The sequence below is a fragment of the Pseudomonas sp. Pseusp3 genome (assembly GCF_047304225.1).
GTDB classification, from domain to species: domain Bacteria; phylum Pseudomonadota; class Gammaproteobacteria; order Pseudomonadales; family Pseudomonadaceae; genus Aquipseudomonas; species Aquipseudomonas fluorescens_CD.
In genome coordinates, this window is record NZ_JBGLYV010000028.1 from 44,853 (window position 1) to 68,854 (window position 24,002).

Consider the following 24,002-nt stretch of genomic DNA (forward strand, 5'->3'; position numbering starts at 1 on the left):
CAGATGCTGGCGTACATTTTTCGGCGACTGCTGCTGATCATTCCCACCCTGTTCGGCATCCTGCTGATCAACTTCGTGATCATCCAGGCTGCTCCGGGCGGGCCGGTGGAGCAAATGATCGCCAAGCTCGAAGGCTTTGAAGGCGCCACCAGCCGCATCGCTGGCGGTGGTGCCGAAGTGTCGGTGGCAGGCTCGGCCTATCGCGGCGCCCAGGGCCTGGACCCGGCGCTGGTCAAGGAAATCGAACACATGTACGGCTTCGACAAATCGGCGCCGGAACGCCTGTGGATCATGGTCAAGAACTATGCGTCGCTGGATTTCGGCGACAGCTTCTTCCGTGACGCCAAGGTCATCGACCTGATCAAGGAAAAGATGCCGGTCTCGATCTCCCTCGGGCTGTGGAGCACGCTGATCATGTACCTGGTGTCGATCCCGCTGGGAATCGCCAAGGCGAAGCGGCACGGCAGCCACTTCGACGTCTGGACCAGTTCGGCGATCATCGTCGGCTATGCGATCCCGGCGTTCCTGTTCGCCATCCTGTTGATCGTGGTATTTGCCGGCGGCAGTTACCTGGACTGGTTCCCGTTGCGCGGGCTGACCTCGAACAACTTCGATGAACTGAGCATGGGCGGCAAGGTCCTCGACTACTTCTGGCACCTGGCGCTACCGGTGACCGCGCTGGTCATCGGCAACTTCGCGACCATGACCCTGCTGACCAAGAACAGCTTTCTCGACGAGATCAACAAGCAGTACGTGATCACCGCCAAGGCCAAGGGACTGACCAATCACCGCGTGCTGTACGGCCACGTGTTCCGCAACGCCATGCTGCTGGTGATCGCCGGTTTCCCTTCAGCCTTGATCGGCATCTTTTTCACCGGCTCGTTGCTGGTAGAGGTGATCTTCTCCCTTGACGGCCTCGGCCTGATGAGTTTCGAGGCGGCGATCAACCGCGATTACCCGGTGGTGTTCGGCACGCTGTTCATCTTCACCCTGCTCGGGTTGGTGGTAAAACTGATCGGCGACCTCACCTACACCCTTGTCGATCCGCGCATCGACTTCGAAAGCCGGGAGCATTGAGATGAACCTGTCCCCCCTCAATCGCCGGCGCTTCGAACTGTTCAAGGCCAACAGGCGCGGGTGGTGGTCGCTGTGGCTGTTCCTGATCCTGTTCGGTGCCAGCCTCGGCGCCGAGCTGATTGCCAACGACAAGCCGCTGGCGGTGCATTACGACAACAACTGGTACTTCCCGGCGCTCAAGCGCTACCCGGAAACCACCTTCGGCGGCGAATTTCCGCTGGAAGCCAACTACAAGAGTCCGTACATCCGCGAACTGCTCAAGGCCAAGGACGCCTGGGTGCTGTGGGCGCCGATCCCCTACAGCTACCAGAGCATCAACTACGACCTGAAAGTCCCGGCCCCGGCCCCGCCCTCGACGGACAACCTCCTGGGCACCGACGATCAGGGCCGCGATGTGCTGGCCCGGGTGATCTACGGCTTCCGCATTTCAGTACTGTTTGCCCTGACCCTGACGGTGCTCAGCTCGATCATCGGCGTGATCGCCGGGGCCTTGCAGGGTTTCTACGGTGGCTGGGTGGATCTGGCCGGGCAGCGCTTCCTGGAGATCTGGTCCGGGCTGCCGGTGTTGTACTTGCTGATCATCCTCGCCAGCTTCGTGCAGCCCAACTTCTGGTGGTTGCTGGGGATCATGCTGCTGTTCTCGTGGATGAGCCTGGTGGATGTGGTGCGCGCCGAGTTCCTGCGCGGTCGCAACCTGGAATACGTACGCGCCGCCCGCGCCCTGGGCATGCAGAACGGTGCGATCATGTTCCGCCACATCTTGCCCAACGCGATGGTCTCGACCATGACCTTCATGCCGTTCATCCTCACCGGCGCCATCGGCACATTGACCGCCCTGGACTTCCTCGGCTTCGGCCTGCCGGCGGGCAGCCCTTCGCTGGGGGAACTGGTGGCCCAGGGCAAATCCAACCTGCAGGCGCCGTGGCTGGGCATCAGTGCTTTTGCGGTGCTGGCCTTGATGTTGAGTTTGCTGGTGTTCATCGGTGAGTCCGCTCGCGATGCCTTCGACCCGAGGAAGTGAAATGAATCAGCACAATCTGATCGAAGTGCGCGACCTGTCCGTCGACTTTGTCGTCGGCAATCGCTGCCAGCGGGCCGTCGAAGGCGTCAGCTTCGACATCAAGCGCGGCGAAACCCTGGCCCTGGTCGGCGAGAGCGGTTCCGGCAAATCGGTCACCGCCCATTCGATCCTGCGCCTGCTGCCCTACCCCCTTGCCCGGCATCCGTCCGGCACGATCGAATATTCCGGGCAGAACCTGCTGAACCTGAAAGAAAAGACCATTCGCCACATTCGCGGCAACCGCATTGCGATGATCTTCCAGGAGCCGATGACCTCGCTCAATCCCCTGCACTCGATTCAAAAGCAGATCAACGAGGTGCTGGGCATCCACAAAGGGCTGACCGGCAAGGTCGCGACCAAACGCACGCTGGAACTGCTGGAGATGGTCGGCATCCCCGAGCCGCACAAACGCCTCAAGGCCCTGCCCCACGAATTGTCCGGCGGCCAGCGTCAACGGGTGATGATCGCCATGGCCCTGGCCAACGAGCCGGAACTGCTGATCGCCGACGAGCCGACCACTGCGCTGGACGTGACCGTTCAGCTGAAAATCCTCGAGTTGCTCAAGGAACTGCAGGCCCGATTGGGCATGGCCCTGCTGCTGATCAGCCATGATTTGAACCTTGTGCGAAGAATTGCGCATCGCGTATGTGTCATGCAGCAAGGTTGCATCGTCGAACAGGCATCGTGCGAAGAATTGTTCCGCGCGCCGCAGCATCCGTACACTCGGGAACTGCTGGCAGCGGAGCCCGGCGGCAAGCCTGCAAGCAACGTGATCGGCCCGCCCTTGCTGGCGGTCGAAGACCTGAAAGTCTGGTTTCCGATCAAGAAAGGCTTGCTCAAGCGCACGGTGGATTACGTCAAGGCGGTGGACGGCATCAACTTCAGCCTGCCCCAGGGCCAGACCCTGGGGATCGTGGGTGAAAGCGGTTCCGGCAAGTCGACGCTGGGCCTGGCGATTTTGCGGTTGATCGCCAGCAAAGGCGCCATTCGCTTTGAAGGCCAGCCGCTAGACTGCCTGACGCAGCAACAAGTCAGGCCGCTGCGACGGGAGATGCAAGTGGTGTTTCAGGACCCGTTCGGCAGCCTGAGCCCACGGATGTGCGTGAATGACATCGTTGGCGAAGGCCTGCGGATCCACAAGATGGGCACCGAGGCGGAACAGGAACAAGCGATCATTGCAGCACTCAAGGAGGTAGGCCTGGATCCGGAAACCCGGCATCGCTACCCCCACGAATTTTCCGGCGGGCAACGGCAGAGAATCGCCATTGCCCGGGCATTGGTGTTAAAACCGGCGTTGATTTTGCTGGACGAGCCGACCTCGGCTCTCGACCGCACCGTACAGCGCCAAGTGGTGGAGCTTTTGCGTTCGCTGCAAACCAAGTACAACCTGACGTATCTGTTTATCAGCCATGACCTGGCTGTGGTGAAAGCGCTGAGCCACCAGTTGATGGTGGTCAAGCATGGCCAAGTGGTCGAACAGGGAGACGCGCAAAGCATTTTTGCCGCCCCCCAACATCCATATACACAGCAGTTGCTGGAAGCCGCTTTTCTGGCTCCGGCCACTGCGCAATAACCTGAAAGAGGAGCAACACATGGGTTTTCTCGCCGGTAAGCGCGTACTGATCGTCGGTGTCGCCAGCAAGCTGTCCATCGCATCCGGCATCGCTGCCGCCATGCATCGCGAGGGCGCTGAGCTTGCCTTCACTTATCAGAACGACAAACTCAAGGGTCGTGTCGAAGAGTTCGCACAAGGCTGGGGTTCGAGCCCTGAGCTGTGCTTCCCGTGCGACGTGGCCAGCGATGAAGAAATCGCCAAGGTCTTCGAAGAACTGAGCAAGAAGTGGGATGGCCTGGACTGCATCGTGCACTCCGTGGGCTTCGCCCCGGGCGACCAACTGGACGGCGACTTCACCGAAGCCACCACCCGTGAAGGTTTCCGCATCTCTCACGACATCAGCGCCTACAGCTTCGTGGCACTGGCCAAGGCCGGCCGTGAAATGATGAAAGGCCGCAACGGCAGCCTGCTGACCCTGTCGTACCTGGGCGCCGAGCGCACCATGCCGAACTACAACGTAATGGGCATGGCCAAGGCTTCCCTGGAAGCGGGCGTACGCTACCTGGCCGGCTCCCTGGGCCCGGACGGTACTCGCGTCAACTGTGTATCGGCAGGTCCGATCCGCACCCTCGCCGCTTCCGGCATCAAGAACTTCCGCAAGATGCTGGCCGCCAACGAAGCGCAAACTCCGCTGCGCCGCAACGTCACCATCGAAGAGGTCGGCAACGCCGGCGCCTTCCTGTGCTCGGACCTGGCGTCCGGCATCAGCGGTGAAATCATGTACGTGGACGGTGGCTTCAACACCACCGCCATGGGCAGCCTCGAAGAGTAATCTTCGGTCGGCTACAAAAAAACCGCCTTTTCAGGCGGTTTTTTTATGCCTGCGATTTCCGGCCGATGTAGCACCCCCTGTAGGAGCGAGCCTGCTCGCGAAAAACCCGGGCACGCCGTGTTCATCCAGACTGCGCGCGTTATCGTTGACGACCTTCGCGAGCCAGCTCGCTCCTACAGAGGGTCAGTGTTGTGTCAGGCATTTGGCGAACAACTGCTGAATCGGCTGATTGCGCTGGCTGTAGCGCTGCAACAGCACGATCTCGCGGTAGAAGGTCAACTCACCCAACCGAATCACCCTGACCTTCGCCCCATGCTCCAGCCACAGCCCCGCCTCCGGCAGCAGCGAAACCCCCAACCCACACTCGACCATTTTGACAATGGCCTCCAGTTCATCCAGCTCCAGCGCCACGCGCACTTCAATCCGTTGCTCACGCAGAAAACGCGTCACTAGCCGCCCGCCAAACGAATTGCGGTCGTAGCGCACATGAGGGTGCTCAGCCAGCAGTTGCAACGGATCATCGTCCTCCAGGTCCGCCGGTACGATCAGTACAAACGGCTCCCGGCGAATCACCTGTGCGAACAACTCCTTGGGCAACTCGAACGGTGGCTTGATCAGGATCGCCAGATCCACTTCTCCCGTGTCCACCTGGCTCAGCAGGTTCAGCGATACACCGGGCACCAGCTTGGGCTCCAGCAAGGGTGCCTGCTGGCGCAATCGCAGCAGCGCCTGTGGCAGCAACCCGGTCTGCGCCGTCGCCACCGCGCCAATTTTCAACTCGCCACGGTACTCACCGACATCGTCACTGACAGCCATGCGGCTGAAGGTTTCGAGCATTTCCCTGGCCATTGGCAATGCACGCTGCCCTGCTGCATTGAGCAGTGCCTGGCGGCCAGTGCGGTCGAACAGACGGATGCCCAGGGCGTGTTCCAGATTGCGAATCTGCGCGCTGACCGCCGATTGCGTCAGGCCGATGTGCATGCCGGCCGCGGCGAAGGTGCCGTGACGCGCCACGGCGACAAAGGTTTTCAGTTCTCGCAGCATAGCGGCCTCGATTGATCGAAATAATTTGAGCTCGACGCAAAAATTATCGTCTTTCAATCAAAAAGCACAGGACTAAACTCAACGCACTCCCACCCGCCACCGAGGTACGCCTGATGCAACTGTCCCCTTTTCACCTGGCCATTCCCGTCTACGACTTGCCTGCCGCCCGGCGCTTTTACGGTGAGGTGTTTGGCCTGGAGGAAGGTCGCTCAAGCGATCATTGGGTGGATTTCAATTTCTTCGGTCATCAACTGGTGATTCACCTGGCGCCGAAAAATCCTGCGCAAGAAGCCGCGCACACCAATGCCGTTGATGGTCACGATGTGCCGGTGCCGCATTTTGGCGTGGTGCTCGGCATGGCGGAATGGGAGACGCTGGCCGAGCGGCTGAAGTCGCTGGAGACTCGCTTCGTGATCGAGCCGGGGATTCGTTTTCAGGGGCTGGTGGGGGAACAGGCGACGATGTTTCTGTTTGATCCTTGCGGTAATGCGCTGGAGTTCAAGGCGTTCAAGGATATCGGGCAACTGTTTGCCAAGTGAAAGTATGTGTTGCCTGTTCGGGCCTCTTCGCGAGCAAGCCCGCTCCCACACTGGATCCATGTAGCACTGAAGATCCCTGTGGGAGCGGGCTTGCTCGCGAAGAGGCCCGCCAATACTTCACAGCCCTAACGGCTCATCACCCGCTCGGCCTCAGCTAACAGGTCCTCGATTGAGTCATGAACCTCAGGGTCATACTCGACCTGGACAACGCGGAACCGAATGTCATAACTGCGATGCGCCGTGGCGTTGCGTTCATCGAGTATCTCGTCGAGTCGCGCCTTGATCGCTGCAATCTCCACGACACTGGAACCGGTCAGCAGCGCCGCGAACCGGTCGCCTTCGAGCCGTCCGACCACATCGTTTTCACGAAAGCCGATACGCAGGACATCGGCGAATGTCTTGAGCGCATCGTCACCCTTGGCCCGGCCATACAGATAACAGTTGCGCTTGAATTCATCGAGGGTGAAGTACAGCAGCGTCGCCGGCGTCGCCACTTCCCGGCAAGCGTCCAGTCCGAGTTTGGCCAGTTCGCTGAAACCATGGCGATTGGACAGCAGCGTCAGCTCATCCATGCTCGCCATTTGCACGCCCGCCAACTCTCGCTCGGCCTGGCGCGCCAGATCGCGCAGCCGTTCACGTTCTTGCTGTGGCGTGAGCAACTGATTGGTGGATTGACCCGATTTGCCCGTTTTTCCTGAGATCAACATCGTTCACTCCTTTGGCAGGTATGCACGTTAGAGTCGCTCATACCTGCATTGGCTCCCTGTTTGCGTGCCGCTGGTCAGCTACCCGACACCGGGCACGGCCCTCCTGCATCGGCCCAGCGCTTGAACCGGGTGACGAAGATATCGTGGGGCACCGGCACCGGCGCGCGATTGCCGCCCGGACTCCAGCCCCATAGCACCAGCTTGTCGTCGCTGACGTGTTTGATCAGCGCGGCGAAATCCCGATCGCCGTTGCTCGAGCGATCCTTGATCATCGCGCATAGCCGGTCGGCCGGCAGGCCGATCCAGGCCATCCGCTGCGCTGCCGGCGGCAGGCTCCAGTGTGGCGCGCCGGGTGGCGCGTGAGGCCCATAACTGGCCGGCGGATTACTTTGGGCATGGCACGTCGCACAGGGCAACCCGGCCGAGCCCTTGCCGTCCATGCCACGCACGACATTCATCGCGTGCGGCACCCCGGCATCGAATTGCAGCGGCGAATCACCGGGAATGTGGCAGTTCTGGCAACGGGGGCTCTGGAAGACCTTCTGCACGGTGTCGAACGCCTGCAAGGCCTCGCGGTCATCGGCAAACACGTGCGATGCGTAGGCTACGAGACAGATCAGGATCACCGTCCCAAGCAACCAATGATGTCGTTTCATCTCACACCCCCGACAGCTGCAACGGCAGCTCCCGCAGACGCTGGCCGGTCAGGGCAAACACCGCGTTGGCCACTGCCGGGGCCGTGGGTGGCACACCGGCTTCGCCGATGCCGCCGGGCTTGTCGCTGCTGGGTACGATATGCACTTCGACCACCGGCATTTCGTTGAGCCGCAGCACCTGATAGTCGTGGTAGTTGGACTGCACCACCTGCCCGTCCTTGAGCGTCAGTTTGCTGTGCAAGGTGAAGCCCAGGCCAAAGGTAATGCACGACTCCATCTGCGCGGCGATACTCTGCGGGTTGACCGCGATGCCGCAGTCCACCGCGCACACCACCCGGTGCACGCGAATGGCGAGGTTGTCCTGGGACACTTCGGCCACCTGAGCCACGTAACTGCCGAACGACTCGTGCACCGCCACACCCAGTGCATGGCCATCCGGCAACGGCGCCTTCCAGTTGGCTTTCTCCACCGCAAGGTTCAGCACACCGAGGTGGCGCGGATGGTCCTTGAGCAAGGTGCGCCGATACTCCACCGGATCCTTGCCCGCTGCCGTGGCCAGTTCATCGATCAGCGATTCCATGACAAACGCGGTGTGGGTGTGCCCCACCGAACGTAACCACAACACGCTGATCCCGGTCTTCGGTGAGTGCAGTTCAATCTGGTGATTGGCCAGCCCTTCGAGGTAGGGGCTATCGGCCACGCCCTCGACGGAGGTCTTGTCGATCCCGTCCTTGACCATGCTCGCTTCAAGCGAGGTGCCGGCCATGATCGACTGCCCGACCATCACATGCTTCCAGGCCAATGGCAGGCCGTCGGCATCCAGCCCGATGCGTGCATGGTGCAGGAACGCCGAGCGATAATAGCCGCCACGGATGTCATCCTCCCGCGCCCACACGGTTTTCACCGGTGCACCTGCGGCCTTGGCGACATACACCGCTTCGCTGACGAAATCCGACGTCGGATTGGCCCGTCGCCCGAAGCCGCCGCCAAGAAACTCGGTATGGATCTCGACCTGTTCGGGCTTGAGCCCGGTGATTTCCCCGGCGACCATTTGATCCAGGGTCTGAAACTGGGTACCGGTCCAGATTTCGCACTTGTCCTTGGTGATGCGCACCGTGCAGTTCAGTGGTTCCATCGGCGCGTGGGCCAGATAAGGCACGCTGTATTCAGCGTCGATGGTCTTCGCCGCTTTCGCCAGCGCAGCCTGGGTATCGCCGGCCTGACCGGCGTTCAGGCCTGGGGTGGCGGCGAGTTTGCGGAAGCTTTCCAGCAGCGCCTGGCTATCGAGCCCGGCATTCGGCCCCGGGTTCCAGTCGATTTTCAGCGCATCGCGGCCCAGCTTCGCCGCCCAATAATGTTCGGCAATCACCGCGATGCCTGTCGGCACCTGCACCACTTTGTGTACACCCGGAATCGCCAGCGCTTCGGCGCCTTCAAAGGATCTGACGCTACCGCCGAATGTGGGTGAACGGGCGACCATCGCGGTCATCAGCCCGTCAAACTGCACGTCCATGCCGAATTTCGCCCGCCCGGTGATTTTCTCCGGTGTGTCCAGGCGCCTGGTGGGTTTGCCGATCAGCCGCCAGTCCTTGGCGTCCTTGAGTTTGATCGAGGCCGGGTCCGGCCGAGGCAACTGACCTGCGTCATCGGCCAATTCGCCATAAGTGGCGCGATGCTCGCCAGCGATGACCACGCCCGACTCGGTTTGAATCCCGGACGGCGGAACATTGAAACGCTTGGCCGCCGCCTCGATCAGCATCAAGCGCGCCGCTGCGCCGGCCTGGCGATAGCGGTCGAATTCCATCCAGGTCGAGGTCGAACCACCAGTGATTTGCATCCCGCCAAACCCGGCCAGGCCGTAATCGGCGGCCGATGCCGGGGCATGTTCGACGCGGATTTTCGCCCAGTCGGCGTCGAGTTCTTCGGCGATCAACATGGTCAGGCCGGTCCAGATGCCCTGGCCCATTTCCGAGTGCCCGAGCAACACAGTGACACTGTTGTCATTGCCAATGCGCAGGAAGGCGTTTGGCGCAAACACGTTGCCCTGGTTCTGCGCGCCCATGGCGAACCGGTGAGCGCCGGGAATGACAAACGCGACCACCAGCCCACCGCCCAGCCAGGCACTGCCCTTGAGAAAACCACGGCGCGATAACCTGTCGATGCTGTTCATGGCAACCTCAACCCAGCTCGGCGGCGCGCTTGACGGCGGCGCGAATCCGCGGGTAAGTGCCGCAGCGGCAGATGTTGCCGGACAGTGCCTGATCGATGTCGCTGTCGGTCGGTTTCGGAATCTTCGCCAGCAACGCCGCCGCCGACATGATCTGCCCGGACTGGCAGTAACCACACTGGACCACGTCAAGTTCCGCCCAGGCCTGTTGCACCGGGTGCGAACCGTCCGCGGACAGGCCTTCGATGGTGAGAATCCTTTGCCCATCGGCCACAGCCGTGGCCGGTGTGATACAGGCACGTAGCGGCGCGCCGTCGACGTGCACGGTGCAGGCCCCGCATTGGGCGATACCGCAGCCGAATTTGGTGCCGGTGAGGTGGGCCACATCGCGCAAGACCCAGAGCAGCGGCATGTCGGCGGGGACATCCAGCTCCTGATCCTGGCCATTGATGTTCAGGGTCAGCATGGCGCAGTTCCTCAGGCTCACGATGATCTGAAGGGGCGCCGCTGCGGTCTTGTCCAACCTGCGCGCGCCCCGGGCTATCCCTTCAGCTAAGCGCAAATTTGCCGGCAGGCCGTGGTGCGTCGACCACCGGTCACCTGTAGGAGCGAGCTTGCTCGCGAAAAACGCCAGTACAACGCGGTCATTCAGACAGGGCGCGTTATCGTTCACGGCCGTCGCGAGCAAGCTTCGCTCCTACACCCTCGGCTTGAGCAAAATACCGGTGTAACGCGACAGAAACAGCCCGAATGCCATACACCAAAGCAGCGCCGACATTCCCAATCCCCACCCGGAAAACGGCACCAGCAACACCCGTGACACACCCGCCACCAGCACCAGGGCAAATCCCGCAACGATTACTTTCGAGGGCAGCAACGGCCGCCCGGTATGCCCCAGGCTGACCCGCGCGATCATCGCCAGGATCAACCCGCCGATACCGCCAACGGCCAGCGAATGGGTGGCCAGGCTTTGTTGCGGCATCACGCCCAGGTGCCACAGCGCCATGGCCAGCGTCGCCACCGCGAGCCAGGCGTAAGCCAAGTACAGCGACCACAGTAGCGGCACGCGCCACAGGCCGCGGTCATGCCAGCGCCACAGGCGCAGCAGATGCAAGCCGCTCAGCAACGCAAACAACACTGCCAGCCACACACGTGGGACGTCGTTCAAACCGGCGGCAAAAGACACCGCCGCCAGCATGGCACTGACCAGCAACACCTTGCCCGGCAACGGATGGGCTGCAGGCGTTGCCGGACGATTCAAGCCGCGCTGGATGAAGAACGGAATCACCCGCCCGCCGATCACGCTCATCAGCGCGCCCACCAGCCACAAAGCGGCCAGCACGCCATGACGTTGCAGATTGGCGTCATCAACGACAAACCCCAGCAACGTCAATGCCTGACACCCGGCCAGCAACGACACCATCAATAGAATCGGATAATTCTCGCGCTTGCCCGCAGCCAGCAGATCGCGCCCCAACACCCACGCCAACAGAGGCAGAAACGGAACCTGCAAGGCCAGCAGCAAGGATGCCGGTATCGGCAGGTACCACGCCAGCCGCGCCAGCAGCCACACCAGCAGCAGGCCGATCAGCGGCCAGCCCTTGAGCCCCGGCCGGCCGGTCCAGTTGGGCACCGCAGTCAGGAGGAACCCGGCGATGATGGCCGTGGCAAATCCGAAGGGCATTTCATGCCGATGCCAGGCGAGCATGCCGCCCACCGGTTGCGCACCGGGCAAACGCCCGTACAGCCACAAGGCCCAGATAGCCACGGCGATGGCGGCGAAACCGGCACCGGCGAGAAAGAATGGCCGGAAGCCAAGGCTGAATACCGGTGCAACGGCAAGCCGGCGCATCAAGCCACCACCCGGACCGGGCCTTGGCTCAGTCGATACTGAGAAAGCAGGCGCATGACATAGCCGATTTTCAACAGGGTCGGGCCGAGAATGGTCATGGCGTGCATAGTCACCAGTACGACGATCGACAGGTGGCCGTCGTAAAGATAGGCACCGTAGATGCCGGCCAGCAGCATCGCCAGGCCAGCACCGAGCACACGGCTCGACAACTCAAGAACGTTCTGCGGGTTGCTGAAGAAGTTGAACATTTTGCGTACTCCTGAAGGCGTTCAGTTGTACGTTTACCTGATCAAGTCCCGTGCCAGCTTTTTACCCCTTCAGATCCAGGCACTTGTGCGAATACGAGTCATAACGACACACCACACAAATAGTCAATTAGACTCTTCATCAAGTCATTAAGACTACGTTTTCGCAAACCTGTGGCAATTTTCTCGATCTACGGTACGGCCTGGCGACCAGAGGCTGACTACGCTGAAAGTCCTGGACATGCGTAACCTGAAGAGGAGTTGGCACCATGCTACGCGTACAAAAACTCACGCCTTGCCTGTGGTTCGACGATCAGGCCGAAGAGGCGGCGAAGTTCTATTGCTCGATCTTCGATCATTCGAAAATCACGGCCATCACCCACTACGGCCATGCCGGTTTCGAATTCCATGGCCGGCCCGAAGGTTCGGTCATGACCGTCAGCTTCGAGCTCGACGGGCAGAGCTTCACCGGCCTCAACGGCGGGCCGTTGTTCAAGTTCAGTGAAGCGGTTTCGTTTCAGGTCAATTGCCTGACCCAGGAAGAAGTCGATCATTACTGGGGCAACCTCTCGGCCGGTGGCGTACCCGAGGCCCAGCAATGCGGTTGGCTCAAGGACAAGTTCGGGCTGTCGTGGCAGATCGTCCCCGTCGCGATGATGGACATGATCAAAGACCCGGACACGAAAAAATCCCAACGGGCCATGCAGGCGATGATGCAGATGAAAAAACTCGATATCGCCGAACTGCAACGAGCCTTTGACGGCGAGAGCTAATACACTCGGGCACTGACCTGCCGAGGAATGAGCATGAAGCACGCCGTTGCCAAAAACGCCGACAAGGCCCCGCGCTTCTGGCGCGATGATGCCCTGCCCTTCATCGAAGCCCGCTCCATCGCCGACGGGCGCGAAGTCTGCTACACCCGGCATGCCCACGAGCACTTTTCCATCGGGGCGATCACCGCCGGGCGCAGCACCTATGTCCATGAGCAGTGCGCATTCGAGGTCGGCGCCGGCACGGTCGTACTGATGAACCCCGGCGACGTCCATGCCTGCAATCCGATCGAGGACCAACCCTGGTCGTACCTGATGCTGTACGTCGATACGCCGTGGCTGACCGATTTGCAGCACCAGCTGGGGTTCAGCGATGACACGGCGTTTCGCCGCTTTTCGCTGACCCATACGCGGGACGCCCACCTGTTTGCCGGCCTCGCGGGCTTGTTTGAAGTGTTGGTCGACCCGCAGCAGGATGTGCTGCGCAAACACAGCGTGGCGGTGGAGTTTTTCACTGATGTGCAGCAGCGATTGAACCCGATCGACCCACCGCTGCGCGAACCCAATTTCAAGCTGGAGCGTGCCGCCGATTACATCCGCGACCACTGCACGCAGACCCTCAAGCTCGAAGACATTTGCGAGGCGGCGCAACTGTCACCGTCCTACCTGATCCGCGCCTTCAAGCAGCATTACGGCATGACGCCCCACGCCTTCCTGGTGAACCGGCGCATCCAGTTCGCCCAGGATCAATTGCGCAGCGGCAAGCTGATTGCCGACGTGGCGCTGGAAGCGGGGTTCGCCGATCAGGCGCATTTTCAACGGGCATTCAAACAGCATTTGGCGGCGACGCCGGGGCAGTATCGGGGGTGAATCTCCAGTAACTGCCATTACGGCAACAGCAGATACACCGCGCTCACCACCAGCAACAACGCCATGGCGCGATTGAACAGGCGCATGCCGGCCGGGTTGTTCAAAAAGCCGCTCAGAAACGTCCCGGCATAAGCCCAGCAACCGACCGACAGATAGCAGATCACCAGATAAATCGCGGCGAATTGCCAAACCAGGCGCGCCTCGCCATCGGCGACAAACGCGCCCATCCCGGCCACGCAGGCCAGCCAGGCCTTGGGGTTGAGCCATTGCATGATGGCGCCATACAGCATCGACGGGGCCTGGGCCGATTCGCTGGCTTGCACCTGCCCGTTGTCAGCCGCCAGCTTGAAGGCCATGTACAGCAGAAAGGCTACGCCCGCCCATTGCACCACCTGCGTCAGCGCTGGCCACTGTTGCAACAACTCATGCAGGCCCAATCCCATCAGCACCAACAGCAAGACAAATCCCAGCGTGGCCCCGGCCACGTGACGCTGGCTGGCCCGCAAGCCGAACCGCGCGCCGGAGCTCAACGCCACAATGTTGACCGGCCCCGGGGTGATGGAAGCGACCAGCGCAAACGCCGCCATGGACATCATCAGACTCATTGCACACCTTCTTCCGTTGAATTGAACAAGGCCCTCAAGGTAAAGCGCCGACCGGCTCGCGTATTGAAGAAAACTGCCCTGCCCGGCATCGCTATGAGTAATAACCGACGACGCTTTTCACCTTGTTCAGGGCAACGCGCAACGAGTCCATGTCCACCGAGCCCAGCGCCAGGCGTATCGCGTGCGGCACATGGGCCGAAACCGCAAAGGGCTCGGCCGGCGACACCGACACCTGCTCGCGCATCAGCGCCATGGCGATCTGGTCGGCCCGGGCGTCTTCCGCCAACGGCAGCCAGATGAAGTAGGAGTTCGGGTGGCTGATGGTCCTGAGCCCCGCCAACACCTCACGGGCCAGCGCTTGCCTGGCCCGGGCGTCCGCCCGTTTCTGCTCCTCTAGTTGGCTGACGGTGCCATCGTCGAGCCAGGCCGTGGCGATGGCGGTCATCACGCCGGGGGTGTTCCAGGTGGTCGCCATGATGGTGCACTCGAAGGCAGCGACCCATTGCGCGGGAGCGGCAATGAAGCCAACGCGCAGCCCGGTGGCGACATTCTTCGACAGACCGGACACGTACACCGTTCTCTCAGGCGCCAGCTCGGCCAGCGGCGGCGGTACGTTTTCGGCCAGGAACGCGTAGGCGGCGTCCTCGATGATCGTCAGGTCATGCTGGCGCGCTATCGCCACCAGTTGCTCGCGCTGATCGGCGCCCATCACCCAGCCCAGCGGATTATGCAAGGTCGGCATCGAGTACACGGCCCGTACCGATCGGCTGCGGCAGAGTTTTTCCAGGGCGGCCAGATCAGGCCCGGTTTCCGTGACCTGAATGGGCAAGACTTCCAGATGCAGCGTTTCGGCCAGCGTCTTGAAACCGGGATAGGTCAACGCATCGGCGGCGATCACATCGCCGGGCTTGAGCAGCGTCATCATCGCCACCGCCAGGCCATGCTGGGCGCCGCTGACGATCAACACCTGCTCGGCCGGCACGCTAAGCCCGCGTTCAACCAGATGGCGCGCGACCGAGGCCCGCTCATGCAGGCGCCCCGCGTGGGGCTGATAGCGCAGCAGGGATTCCAGGTCACCGGACAACGCCAGCTGACGCAAGGCATTGCGCAGCAGGTCGGCCTGGCCTGGCAATGACGGGTAGTTGAAATTCAGGTCGATCATCCCCGCCGCCACCACGTGCTGCGAGATGCCCTGCCCCGGTGGCAACGAGGTCTCCCTGACAAAGGTCCCGCGTCCGGTTTCGCCACTGACCAGGCCCATGCCCTCCAGCTCGGCATACACCCGGCTGGCGGTGACCAGTGCCAGGCCGTGCTCAGTGGCCAGTTGCCGATGAGTCGGCAGGCGCGTGCCCGGCGGCAAACGCCCGGCACGGATGTCGGCGGCAAAGGCATCCACCAGCGTTTTGTAGCGGGATCGAGGCATGTCGAGATGTATCCATGACAATTTTTTGATTGTATCGATAGTCGCTCATACGATGAGTTTCGTGCAATCAGACAATGAGCGTGAGCCAAATGGAACGGACCTCGAACCTGCAACACCGGACACTGGAAAACAGCACCAGCGGCTGGATCAATGGCCTGATCGGCGTGGTGATCTTCAGCGGCTCGCTGCCGGCGACACGGGTGGCGGTGCTGGAGTTTGATCCGGTGTTCCTGACAGTCGCCCGCGCGACCATCGCTGCGGTCCTGGCGCTGTGCCTGCTGTGGTTATTCAAGGAAAAACGTCCGGCGCGCGCTCAACTGATACCGCTGTTGATCGTCGCCCTGGGTGTGGTCATCGGTTTCCCTCTGCTGACGGCGCTGGCACTGCAATACGTGACGTCCGCACACTCCATCGTCTTCGTCGGCCTGTTGCCCCTGGCGACGGCGGTGTTTGGCGTTCTGCGCGGCGGCGAACGGCCACGGGCGGCGTTCTGGGTTTTCTCGGTGCTGGGCAGCCTGCTGGTGGTCGGGTTTGCCCTGTCCCAAGGGCTGACCGCCTCCCCGCAAGGCGACATCCTGATGCTGCTGGCCATCCTCGCCTGCGGCCTGGGGTATGCCGAAGGCGCGAAGCTGTCGCGCACGCTCGGTGGCTGGCAAGTGATTTCCTGGGCGCTGGTGCTGTCGCTACCGGTCGTGGCGGTGCTCAGCTGGATGCGCATGCCGGCTTCGTTAACCGGCATCAGCACGCCAGCCTGGTTCAGCCTGGCTTACGTCTCGCTGTTCAGCATGCTGATCGGTTTCGTGTTCTGGTATCGCGGCCTGGCCCAAGGGGGCATCGCCGCCGTTGGGCAATTGCAGCTGCTGCAGCCGTTTTTCGGGCTGACCCTGGCCGCCACCCTGCTGCATGAACAGGTCAGCCTTGGCATGCTGGGTGTCACCGTTGCCGTGATCCTCTGCGTCGCCGGTGCGAAAAAATTCGCCAGATAGCCCCTTGTACGGTGGTTTACACCCGTCACTGTATGGGTCTGGCCACCGCGTTGCTGTGATAAAAATAGCGCTCTTGCTACAGGAGCCCACCATGGACCTCGCCACCCTCACCCTGTTTCTGCCGGCCTGCTTTGCCCTCAACATGGCCCCCGGCCCCAACAACCTGCTGTCGGTCAGCAATTCGACCCGCTATGGCTACCGCACCGCGTGTGTGGCCGGCATCGGCCGGTTGCTGGCGTTTGCCGGGATGATTGCCCTCGCCTCGGCGGGGCTGGCGGTGGTACTGCAAACCTCCGAACTGCTGTTCTATGCCATCAAGATCCTCGGCGCCGCCTACCTGTTCTACCTCGCCTGGCAATTGTGGCGCGCCGATCCTGGCGTCGAAAACGTGGTCACTACAGCGCCCGTGGGCACCCTGGCGCTGGCCCGACAGGAATTCCTGGTAGCGGCCGGCAACCCCAAGGCCATCCTGATTTTCACCGCGTTCCTGCCGCAATTCGTCGACTCGACCCACGCCATTGCGCCGCAGTTCGTGGTGTTGGGCGCGCTGTTTCTGGTGCTGGAGTGGATCGCCATCGGCGCCTATGCCTACATGGGCCTGCACATGCGCCGCTGGTTCGCCAGGCCGTTGGGCAAGCGGATATTCAACCGCTGCTGCGCCGGGTTGCTGTCGGCGGCGGCTTCGGTGTTGCTGATGGCGCGTCGCGCCTGAAGACTTTGCTTTTTTCTGTGTGGGAGCGGGCTTGCTCGCGAAGGCGGCGTGTCATTCGACATCGAGGTGACTGACACTATGTATTCGCGAGCAAGCCCGCTCCCACAGGGTGAGCTCACCTTCCGGTGCGAAATTCGCTGTCGATTTTCCGGTGGAGGCCACCCATGAGGCGATCTATGCTGCGCCCATGAACCTACAAAAAACGCTGCTACCGCCCCGTGCCGAGATGGTTCGCGCCATGCTCGAGCGAGACACCTCCTACGAGGGGGTGTTTTTCACGGCGGTCAAGACCACTCGAATCTTCTGCCGCCCCGGTTGCACCGCCCGCAGCCCGAAGCCTGCGAATGTCGAGTTCTTTGCCAACACCGAACAATGCCTGGCGGCGGGCTACCGCGCCTGCCTGCGCTGCAAACCGCTGGACACGGCCGCCAGAGCGCCGGACTGGGTGCAAAAATTGTTCAAGTCGGTAGACGCCGCCCCGGAGCAGCGCTGGACCGACACCCGGCTACTGGCCGAAGGCGTCGAACCTCTGAAGCTGCGTCGCTGGTTCAAGCAGCATTTCGGCATGACCTTCCACGCGTGGCTGCGCGCCCGGCGCCTGGGTTTGGCGTTGGGCGGAATCAAACAGGGCGACTCCATCGACGACGTCGCATTCGATTCCGGCTACGAGTCCCTGAGCGGCTTTCGCGATGCCTTTCAGAAGTCGTTTCACATCACCCCGGGCCGTGCGGCCAACAGCGAGCCGCTGCTGTTCACGCGCCTGACCACGCCGTTGGGGCCGATGATCGCCATGGCCGAACGGCGTGGACTGGTGCTGCTGGAGTTTCTCGATCAGCCATCGCTGAACCCTTCGGTCGAAGCGCTGCAAAACCGTTTCGGTTATGCCGTGGCACCGGGACACAACCCGCATTTGCAACAGATCGAAGCGCAGTTGTCCGCGTATTTCGCCGGCACGCTCACGGAGTTCAGCGTTGCCCTGCACATGCCCGGCAGCGAGTTCTCCCGCAGGGTCTGGGCTGAACTGCTGAAGATCCCTTACAGCCAAACCACCACCTACGGTGCCATCGCGGCGGCTCTGGGCAAGCCCGGTGCCAGCCGGGCGGTGGGCCTGGCCAACGGGCATAACCGCTTATCGATTGTCGTGCCGTGCCATCGAGTGATCGGTGCCGACGGCTCGCTGACCGGCTACGCTGGAGGCCAACCGCGCAAGGCGTTTCTGCTCAGACTGGAAAACGCAGCGGTGCAGCTCACGGAGCAATTGGCGTTCTGATCCCCCACAGACTTTTCATAAGGAAGGAAACTCGATGGACAGGCTCGACAATCATCTGCACCAACTGCATCACGATGGCTTGCTGATCCTCACCAACGTCGCCGATGCCGCCGGGGCGCGGCTGGTAGAACAACTGGGCAACAAGGCCGTGGCCACCAGCAGCGCGGCGGTGGCCTGGGTACATGGCTACCCGGATGGCAACACCCTGCCCCTTGAGCGTCTGGTCTCGACCGTCGAGTCGATTGCCCGGGTCATTTCGGTGCCGCTGACCGTGGACATCGAGGCGGGTTATTCCGATGATCTGGAACGGGTGGCTCAGGTGGTTGACGCCGTGATAGCCGCCGGCGCGGTTGGGATCAATATCGAGGACGGTTCTTCGCCGCCGGATTTGCTGGCACGCAAGATTGAGACCGCGCGCCGGGTTGCCGATCGCCGTCAGGTGAACCTGTTCATCAATGCGCGCACCGACGTGTATCTGCGGGGACTGGTGCCTGCCGAGGATCGCGTCGCCGAAACCCTCAAGCGCGCCGCGTTGTATCAGGCGGCCGGTGCCAATGGCCTGTTTGCGGCGGGCGTTACCGCGGAGTACGAGATCAAGGCGCTGTGCCACGGCACCTCGCTGCCATTGAATGTGCTTGGCTTCCCGGGCTTGCCGTCGCCCGAAGTGCTCGAGGCACTTGGCGTGCGCCGCCTGTCCGCAGGTTCAGGCATCGCCGAATTCCTCTACGGTGCCATGGCCGGCATCGCCAAAAGCTTTCTGCAAACCGGCAAGCTCGATACCCACGACCTGAAGGCCTTCACCTATGGTGAAGTGAATGCCCTGTTGAATCTGTCCGGGAAAGCCTGACCGATGTCCGACGGCTATCGGGCGGCCAGTGAGTTCCTGGCCGCCATCGATGACGACTGGCGCCGCCATATCGACGCCATCGGCCCATGCCTGCACCAGCCGCATGCGGCGCGTGATCCGTATGAGTCGCTGGTGCGGGCGATTGCCTATCAGCAACTGCATGCCAAGGCTGGCGATGCGATTGTCGGCCGGCTGTTGGCGCTGTTCGGTTCAGGCTCGTTCCCCAGGCCTGAACAGATCGTCGCGACAGATTTCGACAGGTTGCGCAGTTGCGGGTTTTCCGCGAGCAAGATCGCGACCATTCAGGGCATCGCCCAGGCGGCGCTGGACGGCGTGGTGCCGGATTACGCCACGGCGCTGGCCATGGACGATGAAGCGCTGATCGAACGCCTGATCACGTTGCGCGGCGTGGGCCGCTGGACCGTGGAGATGTTGCTGATCTACAGCCTGGACCGACCGGACATCCTGCCGGCCGATGACTTTGGCGTGCGTGAGGGCTACAGGCGACTCAAGGGCCTGGAGGTGCAGCCGACGCGCAAGCAGATGATCGAGATCGGGTTGGGGTGGAGCCCTTACCGGACGGTGGCCTCCTGGTATTTGTGGCGGGTGCCTGGGCGGTAGACCGCGTTATCGTTCTTCGCGAGCAAGCCCGCTCCCACAGGGTTCGCGTGATCCTTGTGGGAGCGGGCTTGCTCGCGAAGGCGTCCGTCCAGTCAATACATCACCCGAAACAGATCACAACCCCGACTTCAACCGACTGAACGCCCGGATCAACGCCCGGTTGAACGCCTTGCCATTGTCATTCTTGCTGTACAGCGAAGCCCTGACCACCGCCGGCGGATACGTCCCCGGATCATTGCGAATCGCCGGGTCGATCAAGCCATCCGCCGCCGTGATCGCATTGGCGTAGTGGATGGTATCGGTGATCGGCGCAATCACCTCCGGAGTCATCAGGTAGTCCATCAGTGCAAGACCGGCCTTTGGATGCGGCGCATCCTTGGGAATGACCATGGCATCGAACCAGATCAACGTGCCCTCCTTCGGAATGCGGTACGTCAGCGAGTACGGCTTACCCGCAGCCTCGGCCTGGCCCGCCGCGATGCCTACGTTGCCGTTCCACGACATCGCCACGCAGGTGTTGCCGTTGGCCAGGTCGCTGATGTTCAGGTCGTTGTCGAAGTAGCGAATGTACGGCCGAATCTTCGCCAGTTGCTGCTCGGCCAGTTTCAGGTCGTCGAGGTTCTGGCGGTTGATGTCCAGCCCCATGTATTTCATGACCGCCGCATACACTTCGTTGGGATCGTTGAGCAGGCTGACCCCGCAATCGGCGAATTTCGAGACCACGGCCGGATCGAACAGCATCGCCCAGCTGTCTGTCGGCGCGTCGGGCAGGCGCTGTTTCACGGCCTGTTCCTGATAACCCACGCCCGTAGTGCCCCAGGCGTAGATCCCGGCATAACGATTGCCCGGATCGAACACCGCCATGTGCTGGCGGAACTCCTCGCCAACCCCGGCAAAGTGCGGCAGCTGTTGTTTGTCCACCGTCTGCACCCCGCCACTCTCGATGGCGCGCGACAGGTGCTGCCCCGCCGTCAGTACCAGGTCGTAGCCACTGCGGCCGGTGAGCAGCTTGGTCTCGACGGTTTCCAGGGAGTCGAAGTGATCGGCCACCACATGGATGCCGGTTTTTTCCTCGAAGTTCTTCAGGGTATCCGGGGCCAGGTACTCGCCCCAGATGTACAGGTTGACCACCGGCTTGGCGGTATCGGCGGCCTGCACACACAGGGGTGCAAGCACCAGCAGTATTGCTTGAGTCAGTTTGTGCAGGCCCATGGTCAGACTCCCATCTTGTTGCAAGCAGTGCCAGCGTACTGCGGCATGGTGATGCACGCGACGTTGCCGCCGCCGAGGAGGATTTCCCGGGAGTTTTCGATGCCGACGATGCTGTGTTTCGGGAACAGCTCGGCCAGGGTTGCCAGCGCCACCTTGTCGTTGCGATCACCAAACAGCGGCACCACGATGGAACGGTTGCCGGCGTAGTAGTTGATGTACGACGCGCAGATTTTCGTCCCGGCCTGACGGGTATGAGTGCTGTCCTGCTGGTCCAGCCCTTCGGCCTCTTCAGCTGTCCACTCCAGCACATCCGGCTGCGGCAGCTTGTGCACGATCAACTCGCGGCCGCGACTGTCACGGGTGCTGCGCAGGATGTCGTAGGCTTCCTGATAGATTTCCCACTGCGGGTCATCGCGGTTGTCGGTCCATTGCAACACCACTTCACCAGGGCGCACGAAGCACGCAAGGTCGTCGACATGGCCATCGGTTTCGTCGAACTTGCAGCCCCGCGGCAGCCAGATGACCTGCTCGGCGCCGAGGTAATCGGTCAGGCGACGGGTGACTTCGTCCTTGCCCAGATGCTGGTTGCGGTTGCGGTTGAGCAGGCATTGTTCAGTGGTCAGGATACTGCCCTGGCCGTCGCTCTGGATGCCACCCAGTTCGGCAATCAGTGGCGCGCGATAGCGGTCGAAGCGTTCGATTTCGAGGATTTTGCCGGCGATCTGGTCGTCCTTGTCCCACGGGTAGTACAGGCCGCCGTCGAGCCCGCCGTAGGCGTTGAATTCGAAGTCGACGCCGCGCACTTCGCCGCTCTGGTCATTGACCACAAAGCACGGGCCGCTGTCGCGGAACCAGGTGTCGTTGCAGGTCATTTCCACCACACGTACCTGCGGTGGCAACTGCCGGCGCGCGGTGGCGAACTGTGCGGCCGAGGCGCATACGGTGACCGGTTCGCTCATGGAAATGGCGGTGACGATCTGCACCCAGACTTTCTGCGCCGGCTTGGCACCGTTGCGCCAGACGTCGGTGCGCTCCGGCCAGCCGAGCCAGCAACCGGACTTGGCTTCGAATTCACCGGGCAGACGGAAACCGTCCTGTTTGGGAGTGGTGTCGAGCAAACGTGCCATGGTCAAACCTCTTCAGCAGGGATTGGAATGACCACAGGCTAAGGGCGTTGGCGACTGGCTCGCCAACGATGATTATTTCGGAATACTTGAATTCAACTCATCAATCGAGCAACTGATCGTTGAACCATTCCAGCATCTGCGCCACCGCCGGACGCTCCAGCCGCACCCTCTCGCACACCAGCGCGTATTGGCCCAGGGCGGTCATGCTCGACGTAAACGGCCGTACCAGCCGACCGCTGAGCAAATCTTCCTGGGCTGTCAGGTTGTCGCCCATGGCCACGCCCTGCCCTTGAGCGGCCGCTTCCAGCGCCAGCCCGGCATGGGCGAAATACAACTGGCGGTCCGGACGCTGGTCGCCGGCATGACTGGTGAGCCACGCGGTCCAGGTCTTGCCGTCCTGATCATCGTGCAGCAGGCAATGACGGACCAGGTCCTTCGGGGTTTTCAGAGTGCCTTGGTTGAACAGGCCGGGACTGCACACCGGAAAGAACTGCAACGCCGGAAGCGGCCTGACGAAATACGCCGTGCTGTCCACCGGACCGGTGCCGTAGGTGATCGCCAGGTCGATGTCTTCCCCGGGCGCCGTGGCGTCGATCGGTTGTTCGTACAGATGCAGAGTGATGTGCGGATAGCGCGCGTAGAAATCCGTGAGGCGACTCATCAGCCACTTTTGCGCCAGCTCGGCGGTGACCGCCAGGCGTAATACCGCCAGGGATGAAGGATCGCGCAGTTCATCGCAGGCATCGCCAATCAGTTCGAAGGCCTGTTGCAGGCTTTGCATCAGGCGCCCGGCGGCCAGGGTCGGGCGAATCTGCCGGCCTTCGCGCACGAACAGCGACACGCCGAGTTGCTCTTCGAGTTGGCGAATCTGGTGGCTGACCGCGCTGTCGGTGACACACAACTCGGCCGCCGCCCGGCCGAAATGGGCGTGACGGGCGGCGCATTCGAAGGTTCTGAGGGCTGCCAGGGAGGGTAGTCGTCGCATGGGGCTTGATCCCGGTTTCGAGGTGCCCATGCTGACCCGGACATTAGTGTGCGTCCAGTGGGACCGCGTTATCGTTCATCGCTGGCAAGCCAGCGCCCACAAGGATTGCAGGCGAACAGAAAACTTGTGCCCGGTACATAACCTGTGGGAGCTGGCTTGCCTGCGATGGCGTCGGCACTCTCGCTTCTTGTCTTCTAGGCTAATACCGGATCCCCCAAGCCACCGGAGACCACCATGCACCTCGAAGGCTCCTGCCATTGCGGCGCGGTGTCGTTCAGTTTGACCAGCGCCCACCCCTACCCTTACCAGCGTTGCTACTGCTCGATCTGCCGCAAGACCCAGGGCGGTGGCGGCTATTCGATCAACCTCGGTGGCGATGCCGCCAGCCTCAAGGTTCGCGGGCGCAAGCACATCGCGATTTACCACGCGCGACTCAAGGAACAAGGCCAAAAACGCGCCCACAGCAGCACCGCCGAGCGGCATTTCTGCTCGGTGTGCGGCTCGGGTTTATGGCTGTTCAGCCCCGAATGGCCTGAGTTGATTCACCCCTTCGCGTCGGCCATCGACACGCCACTGCCGGTGCCGCCGGAGCACACGCACCTGATGCTCGGCTCAAAAGCGCCGTGGGTGGAGGTTCAGGCGCAGCCCAGGGATCAACAGTTCGACCTGTACCCCGAAGAGTCCATCGCGCAATGGCATGAACGGTTGGGTTTGAGCCGTTAGCTTTTGTTTGGCTGATGGCCCCTTCGCGGGGCAACCCCCCCCCCCCCGTGGGTATGATTTTACCGGGGGGGGGGGGGTTGGGGGGCAAGGGGGCCCCCCCAAAAAACCCAAAAAAAA

Annotated in this window: 25 protein-coding genes; 13 read left to right on the forward strand and 12 right to left on the reverse strand. The window is 62.0% G+C overall.

Going from position 1 to position 24,002, the window contains the following annotated elements; genetic code table 11:
- Window positions 1–3: 3 nt before the first annotated feature.
- From ACCD00_RS12090 to fabI, 4 genes are read left to right on the forward strand one after another with little or no spacing between them, the layout of a single operon-like run.
- The gene (locus tag ACCD00_RS12090) at window positions 4–1,077 is read left to right on the forward strand and encodes a microcin C ABC transporter permease YejB (RefSeq protein ID WP_413424717.1); all 1,074 of its coding nucleotides are present in this window, start codon (window positions 4–6) and stop codon (window positions 1,075–1,077) included.
- A 1-nt stretch (window position 1,078) separates the two neighbouring features.
- Window positions 1,079–2,098, forward strand: coding sequence for an ABC transporter permease (locus ACCD00_RS12095; RefSeq protein ID WP_223461820.1), 1,020 nt, complete (start codon window positions 1,079–1,081; stop codon window positions 2,096–2,098).
- A 1-nt stretch (window position 2,099) separates the two neighbouring features.
- On the forward strand, window positions 2,100–3,710 hold the full coding sequence (locus ACCD00_RS12100) for an ABC transporter ATP-binding protein (RefSeq protein ID WP_413424719.1): 1,611 nt from the start codon (window positions 2,100–2,102) through the stop codon (window positions 3,708–3,710).
- A 19-nt stretch (window positions 3,711–3,729) separates the two neighbouring features.
- The gene (gene fabI / locus ACCD00_RS12105) at window positions 3,730–4,524 is read left to right on the forward strand and encodes an enoyl-ACP reductase FabI (RefSeq protein WP_057398455.1); all 795 of its coding nucleotides are present in this window, start codon (window positions 3,730–3,732) and stop codon (window positions 4,522–4,524) included.
- 183 nt (window positions 4,525–4,707) lie between these two features.
- Here the strand turns inward: fabI and ACCD00_RS12110 are convergent, their stop codons facing one another.
- Complete coding sequence (locus ACCD00_RS12110; protein WP_413424721.1) at window positions 4,708–5,568, reverse strand: LysR family transcriptional regulator; 861 nt, start codon at window positions 5,566–5,568, stop codon at window positions 4,708–4,710.
- Window positions 5,569–5,681: 113 nt separating this feature from the next.
- On the opposite strand from ACCD00_RS12110, the gene ACCD00_RS12115 reads away from it, so the two are divergent.
- Window positions 5,682–6,107 (forward strand): VOC family protein, encoded by a 426-nt coding sequence (locus ACCD00_RS12115; protein WP_413424723.1) that lies wholly within the window; start codon window positions 5,682–5,684, stop codon window positions 6,105–6,107.
- Between the two features lie 125 nt (window positions 6,108–6,232).
- On the opposite strand, the gene ACCD00_RS12120 is transcribed toward ACCD00_RS12115, so the two are convergent.
- From ACCD00_RS12120 to ACCD00_RS12145, 6 genes are all read right to left on the reverse strand, one after another.
- The gene (locus ACCD00_RS12120; protein ID WP_413424725.1) at window positions 6,233–6,814 is read right to left on the reverse strand and encodes a GGDEF domain-containing protein; all 582 of its coding nucleotides are present in this window, start codon (window positions 6,812–6,814) and stop codon (window positions 6,233–6,235) included.
- Between the two features lie 74 nt (window positions 6,815–6,888).
- Window positions 6,889–7,470 (reverse strand): hypothetical protein, encoded by a 582-nt coding sequence (locus tag ACCD00_RS12125; protein WP_413424727.1) that lies wholly within the window; start codon window positions 7,468–7,470, stop codon window positions 6,889–6,891.
- Window position 7,471: 1 nt separating this feature from the next.
- Window positions 7,472–9,640, reverse strand: a complete 2,169-nt coding sequence (locus ACCD00_RS12130; protein WP_413424729.1) for a molybdopterin cofactor-binding domain-containing protein — start codon at window positions 9,638–9,640, stop codon at window positions 7,472–7,474.
- Between the two features lie 7 nt (window positions 9,641–9,647).
- A complete protein-coding gene (locus tag ACCD00_RS12135) occupies window positions 9,648–10,103 on the reverse strand; it encodes a (2Fe-2S)-binding protein (protein ID WP_413424731.1) in 456 nt (151 codons plus the stop codon).
- Window positions 10,104–10,334: 231 nt separating this feature from the next.
- The gene (locus tag ACCD00_RS12140) at window positions 10,335–11,489 is read right to left on the reverse strand and encodes an NnrS family protein (protein WP_413424733.1); all 1,155 of its coding nucleotides are present in this window, start codon (window positions 11,487–11,489) and stop codon (window positions 10,335–10,337) included.
- Entirely contained in the window at window positions 11,489–11,737 is a 249-nt protein-coding gene (locus ACCD00_RS12145) for a transmembrane sensor/regulator PpyR (protein WP_413424735.1), read from the reverse strand. Before ACCD00_RS12145 ends, ACCD00_RS12140 begins: the two co-directional genes overlap by 1 nt.
- A 266-nt stretch (window positions 11,738–12,003) precedes the next feature.
- Between ACCD00_RS12145 and ACCD00_RS12150 the strand changes: the two genes are divergently transcribed.
- Both ACCD00_RS12150 and ACCD00_RS12155 read left to right on the forward strand, forming a co-directional pair.
- Entirely contained in the window at window positions 12,004–12,507 is a 504-nt protein-coding gene (locus ACCD00_RS12150; protein ID WP_413424737.1) for a VOC family protein, read from the forward strand.
- Between the two features lie 33 nt (window positions 12,508–12,540).
- Window positions 12,541–13,374, forward strand: a complete 834-nt coding sequence (locus ACCD00_RS12155; protein ID WP_413424739.1) for a helix-turn-helix domain-containing protein — start codon at window positions 12,541–12,543, stop codon at window positions 13,372–13,374.
- Between the two features lie 17 nt (window positions 13,375–13,391).
- On the opposite strand, the gene ACCD00_RS12160 is transcribed toward ACCD00_RS12155, so the two are convergent.
- Entirely contained in the window at window positions 13,392–13,979 is a 588-nt protein-coding gene (locus tag ACCD00_RS12160) for a LysE family translocator (protein ID WP_413424741.1), read from the reverse strand.
- 91 nt (window positions 13,980–14,070) lie between these two features.
- Window positions 14,071–15,402 (reverse strand): PLP-dependent aminotransferase family protein, encoded by a 1,332-nt coding sequence (locus tag ACCD00_RS12165; RefSeq protein WP_413424743.1) that lies wholly within the window; start codon window positions 15,400–15,402, stop codon window positions 14,071–14,073.
- A gap of 89 nt (window positions 15,403–15,491) precedes the next feature.
- On the opposite strand from ACCD00_RS12165, the gene ACCD00_RS12170 reads away from it, so the two are divergent.
- From ACCD00_RS12170 to ACCD00_RS12190, 5 genes are all read left to right on the forward strand, one after another.
- Window positions 15,492–16,388, forward strand: a complete 897-nt coding sequence (locus ACCD00_RS12170; RefSeq protein WP_413424745.1) for a DMT family transporter — start codon at window positions 15,492–15,494, stop codon at window positions 16,386–16,388.
- 91 nt (window positions 16,389–16,479) lie between these two features.
- Window positions 16,480–17,100, forward strand: coding sequence for a LysE family translocator (locus ACCD00_RS12175; protein WP_413424747.1), 621 nt, complete (start codon window positions 16,480–16,482; stop codon window positions 17,098–17,100).
- A 187-nt stretch (window positions 17,101–17,287) separates the two neighbouring features.
- Window positions 17,288–18,370: a bifunctional transcriptional activator/DNA repair enzyme AdaA gene (locus tag ACCD00_RS12180; RefSeq protein ID WP_413424749.1), complete on the forward strand. Its 1,083-nt coding sequence runs from the start codon at window positions 17,288–17,290 to the stop codon at window positions 18,368–18,370.
- Between the two features lie 34 nt (window positions 18,371–18,404).
- A complete protein-coding gene (locus tag ACCD00_RS12185) occupies window positions 18,405–19,217 on the forward strand; it encodes an isocitrate lyase/PEP mutase family protein (RefSeq protein ID WP_413424751.1) in 813 nt (270 codons plus the stop codon).
- 3 nt (window positions 19,218–19,220) lie between these two features.
- Entirely contained in the window at window positions 19,221–19,838 is a 618-nt protein-coding gene (locus ACCD00_RS12190) for a DNA-3-methyladenine glycosylase family protein (RefSeq protein WP_413424753.1), read from the forward strand.
- 114 nt (window positions 19,839–19,952) lie between these two features.
- On the opposite strand, the gene ACCD00_RS12195 is transcribed toward ACCD00_RS12190, so the two are convergent.
- From ACCD00_RS12195 to ACCD00_RS12205, 3 genes are all read right to left on the reverse strand, one after another.
- Complete coding sequence (locus tag ACCD00_RS12195; protein WP_413424755.1) at window positions 19,953–21,050, reverse strand: extracellular solute-binding protein; 1,098 nt, start codon at window positions 21,048–21,050, stop codon at window positions 19,953–19,955.
- Window positions 21,051–21,052: 2 nt separating this feature from the next.
- Window positions 21,053–22,177, reverse strand: a complete 1,125-nt coding sequence (aguA, locus tag ACCD00_RS12200) for an agmatine deiminase (RefSeq protein ID WP_413424757.1) — start codon at window positions 22,175–22,177, stop codon at window positions 21,053–21,055.
- 100 nt (window positions 22,178–22,277) lie between these two features.
- A complete protein-coding gene (locus tag ACCD00_RS12205) occupies window positions 22,278–23,162 on the reverse strand; it encodes a LysR substrate-binding domain-containing protein (protein WP_103393673.1) in 885 nt (294 codons plus the stop codon).
- Between the two features lie 234 nt (window positions 23,163–23,396).
- Here ACCD00_RS12205 and ACCD00_RS12210 point away from each other — a divergent pair, with 234 nt between their 5' ends.
- Window positions 23,397–23,885 (forward strand): GFA family protein, encoded by a 489-nt coding sequence (locus ACCD00_RS12210; RefSeq protein ID WP_413424760.1) that lies wholly within the window; start codon window positions 23,397–23,399, stop codon window positions 23,883–23,885.
- Window positions 23,886–24,002 lie beyond the last annotated feature (117 nt).

Bases quoted from the DNA above. Each gene is read 5' to 3' on its own strand.
- ACCD00_RS12175 (WP_413424747.1), top strand. From the start codon at position 16,480: ATGGACCTCGCCACCCTCACCCTGTTTCTGCCGGCCTGCTTTGCCCTC.
- ACCD00_RS12185 (WP_413424751.1), top strand. From the start codon at position 18,405: ATGGACAGGCTCGACAATCATCTGCACCAACTGCATCACGATGGCTTG.
- aguA (WP_413424757.1), bottom strand. From the start codon at position 22,177: ATGGCACGTTTGCTCGACACCACTCCCAAACAGGACGGTTTCCGTCTG.
- ACCD00_RS12180 (WP_413424749.1), top strand. From the start codon at position 17,288: ATGAACCTACAAAAAACGCTGCTACCGCCCCGTGCCGAGATGGTTCGC.
- ACCD00_RS12150 (WP_413424737.1), top strand. From the start codon at position 12,004: ATGCTACGCGTACAAAAACTCACGCCTTGCCTGTGGTTCGACGATCAG.
- ACCD00_RS12145 (WP_413424735.1), bottom strand. From the start codon at position 11,737: ATGTTCAACTTCTTCAGCAACCCGCAGAACGTTCTTGAGTTGTCGAGC.
- ACCD00_RS12160 (WP_413424741.1), bottom strand. From the start codon at position 13,979: ATGAGTCTGATGATGTCCATGGCGGCGTTTGCGCTGGTCGCTTCCATC.
- ACCD00_RS12170 (WP_413424745.1), top strand. From the start codon at position 15,492: ATGGAACGGACCTCGAACCTGCAACACCGGACACTGGAAAACAGCACC.
- ACCD00_RS12110 (WP_413424721.1), bottom strand. From the start codon at position 5,568: ATGCTGCGAGAACTGAAAACCTTTGTCGCCGTGGCGCGTCACGGCACC.
- ACCD00_RS12140 (WP_413424733.1), bottom strand. From the start codon at position 11,489: ATGCGCCGGCTTGCCGTTGCACCGGTATTCAGCCTTGGCTTCCGGCCA.
- ACCD00_RS12100 (WP_413424719.1), top strand. From the start codon at position 2,100: ATGAATCAGCACAATCTGATCGAAGTGCGCGACCTGTCCGTCGACTTT.
- ACCD00_RS12090 (WP_413424717.1), top strand. From the start codon at position 4: ATGCTGGCGTACATTTTTCGGCGACTGCTGCTGATCATTCCCACCCTG.
- ACCD00_RS12120 (WP_413424725.1), bottom strand. From the start codon at position 6,814: ATGTTGATCTCAGGAAAAACGGGCAAATCGGGTCAATCCACCAATCAG.
- ACCD00_RS12165 (WP_413424743.1), bottom strand. From the start codon at position 15,402: ATGCCTCGATCCCGCTACAAAACGCTGGTGGATGCCTTTGCCGCCGAC.
- ACCD00_RS12135 (WP_413424731.1), bottom strand. From the start codon at position 10,103: ATGCTGACCCTGAACATCAATGGCCAGGATCAGGAGCTGGATGTCCCC.
- ACCD00_RS12125 (WP_413424727.1), bottom strand. From the start codon at position 7,470: ATGAAACGACATCATTGGTTGCTTGGGACGGTGATCCTGATCTGTCTC.
- ACCD00_RS12095 (WP_223461820.1), top strand. From the start codon at position 1,079: ATGAACCTGTCCCCCCTCAATCGCCGGCGCTTCGAACTGTTCAAGGCC.
- ACCD00_RS12210 (WP_413424760.1), top strand. From the start codon at position 23,397: ATGCACCTCGAAGGCTCCTGCCATTGCGGCGCGGTGTCGTTCAGTTTG.
- ACCD00_RS12115 (WP_413424723.1), top strand. From the start codon at position 5,682: ATGCAACTGTCCCCTTTTCACCTGGCCATTCCCGTCTACGACTTGCCT.
- ACCD00_RS12190 (WP_413424753.1), top strand. From the start codon at position 19,221: ATGTCCGACGGCTATCGGGCGGCCAGTGAGTTCCTGGCCGCCATCGAT.
- fabI (WP_057398455.1), top strand. From the start codon at position 3,730: ATGGGTTTTCTCGCCGGTAAGCGCGTACTGATCGTCGGTGTCGCCAGC.
- ACCD00_RS12205 (WP_103393673.1), bottom strand. From the start codon at position 23,162: ATGCGACGACTACCCTCCCTGGCAGCCCTCAGAACCTTCGAATGCGCC.
- ACCD00_RS12130 (WP_413424729.1), bottom strand. From the start codon at position 9,640: ATGAACAGCATCGACAGGTTATCGCGCCGTGGTTTTCTCAAGGGCAGT.
- ACCD00_RS12155 (WP_413424739.1), top strand. From the start codon at position 12,541: ATGAAGCACGCCGTTGCCAAAAACGCCGACAAGGCCCCGCGCTTCTGG.
- ACCD00_RS12195 (WP_413424755.1), bottom strand. From the start codon at position 21,050: ATGGGCCTGCACAAACTGACTCAAGCAATACTGCTGGTGCTTGCACCC.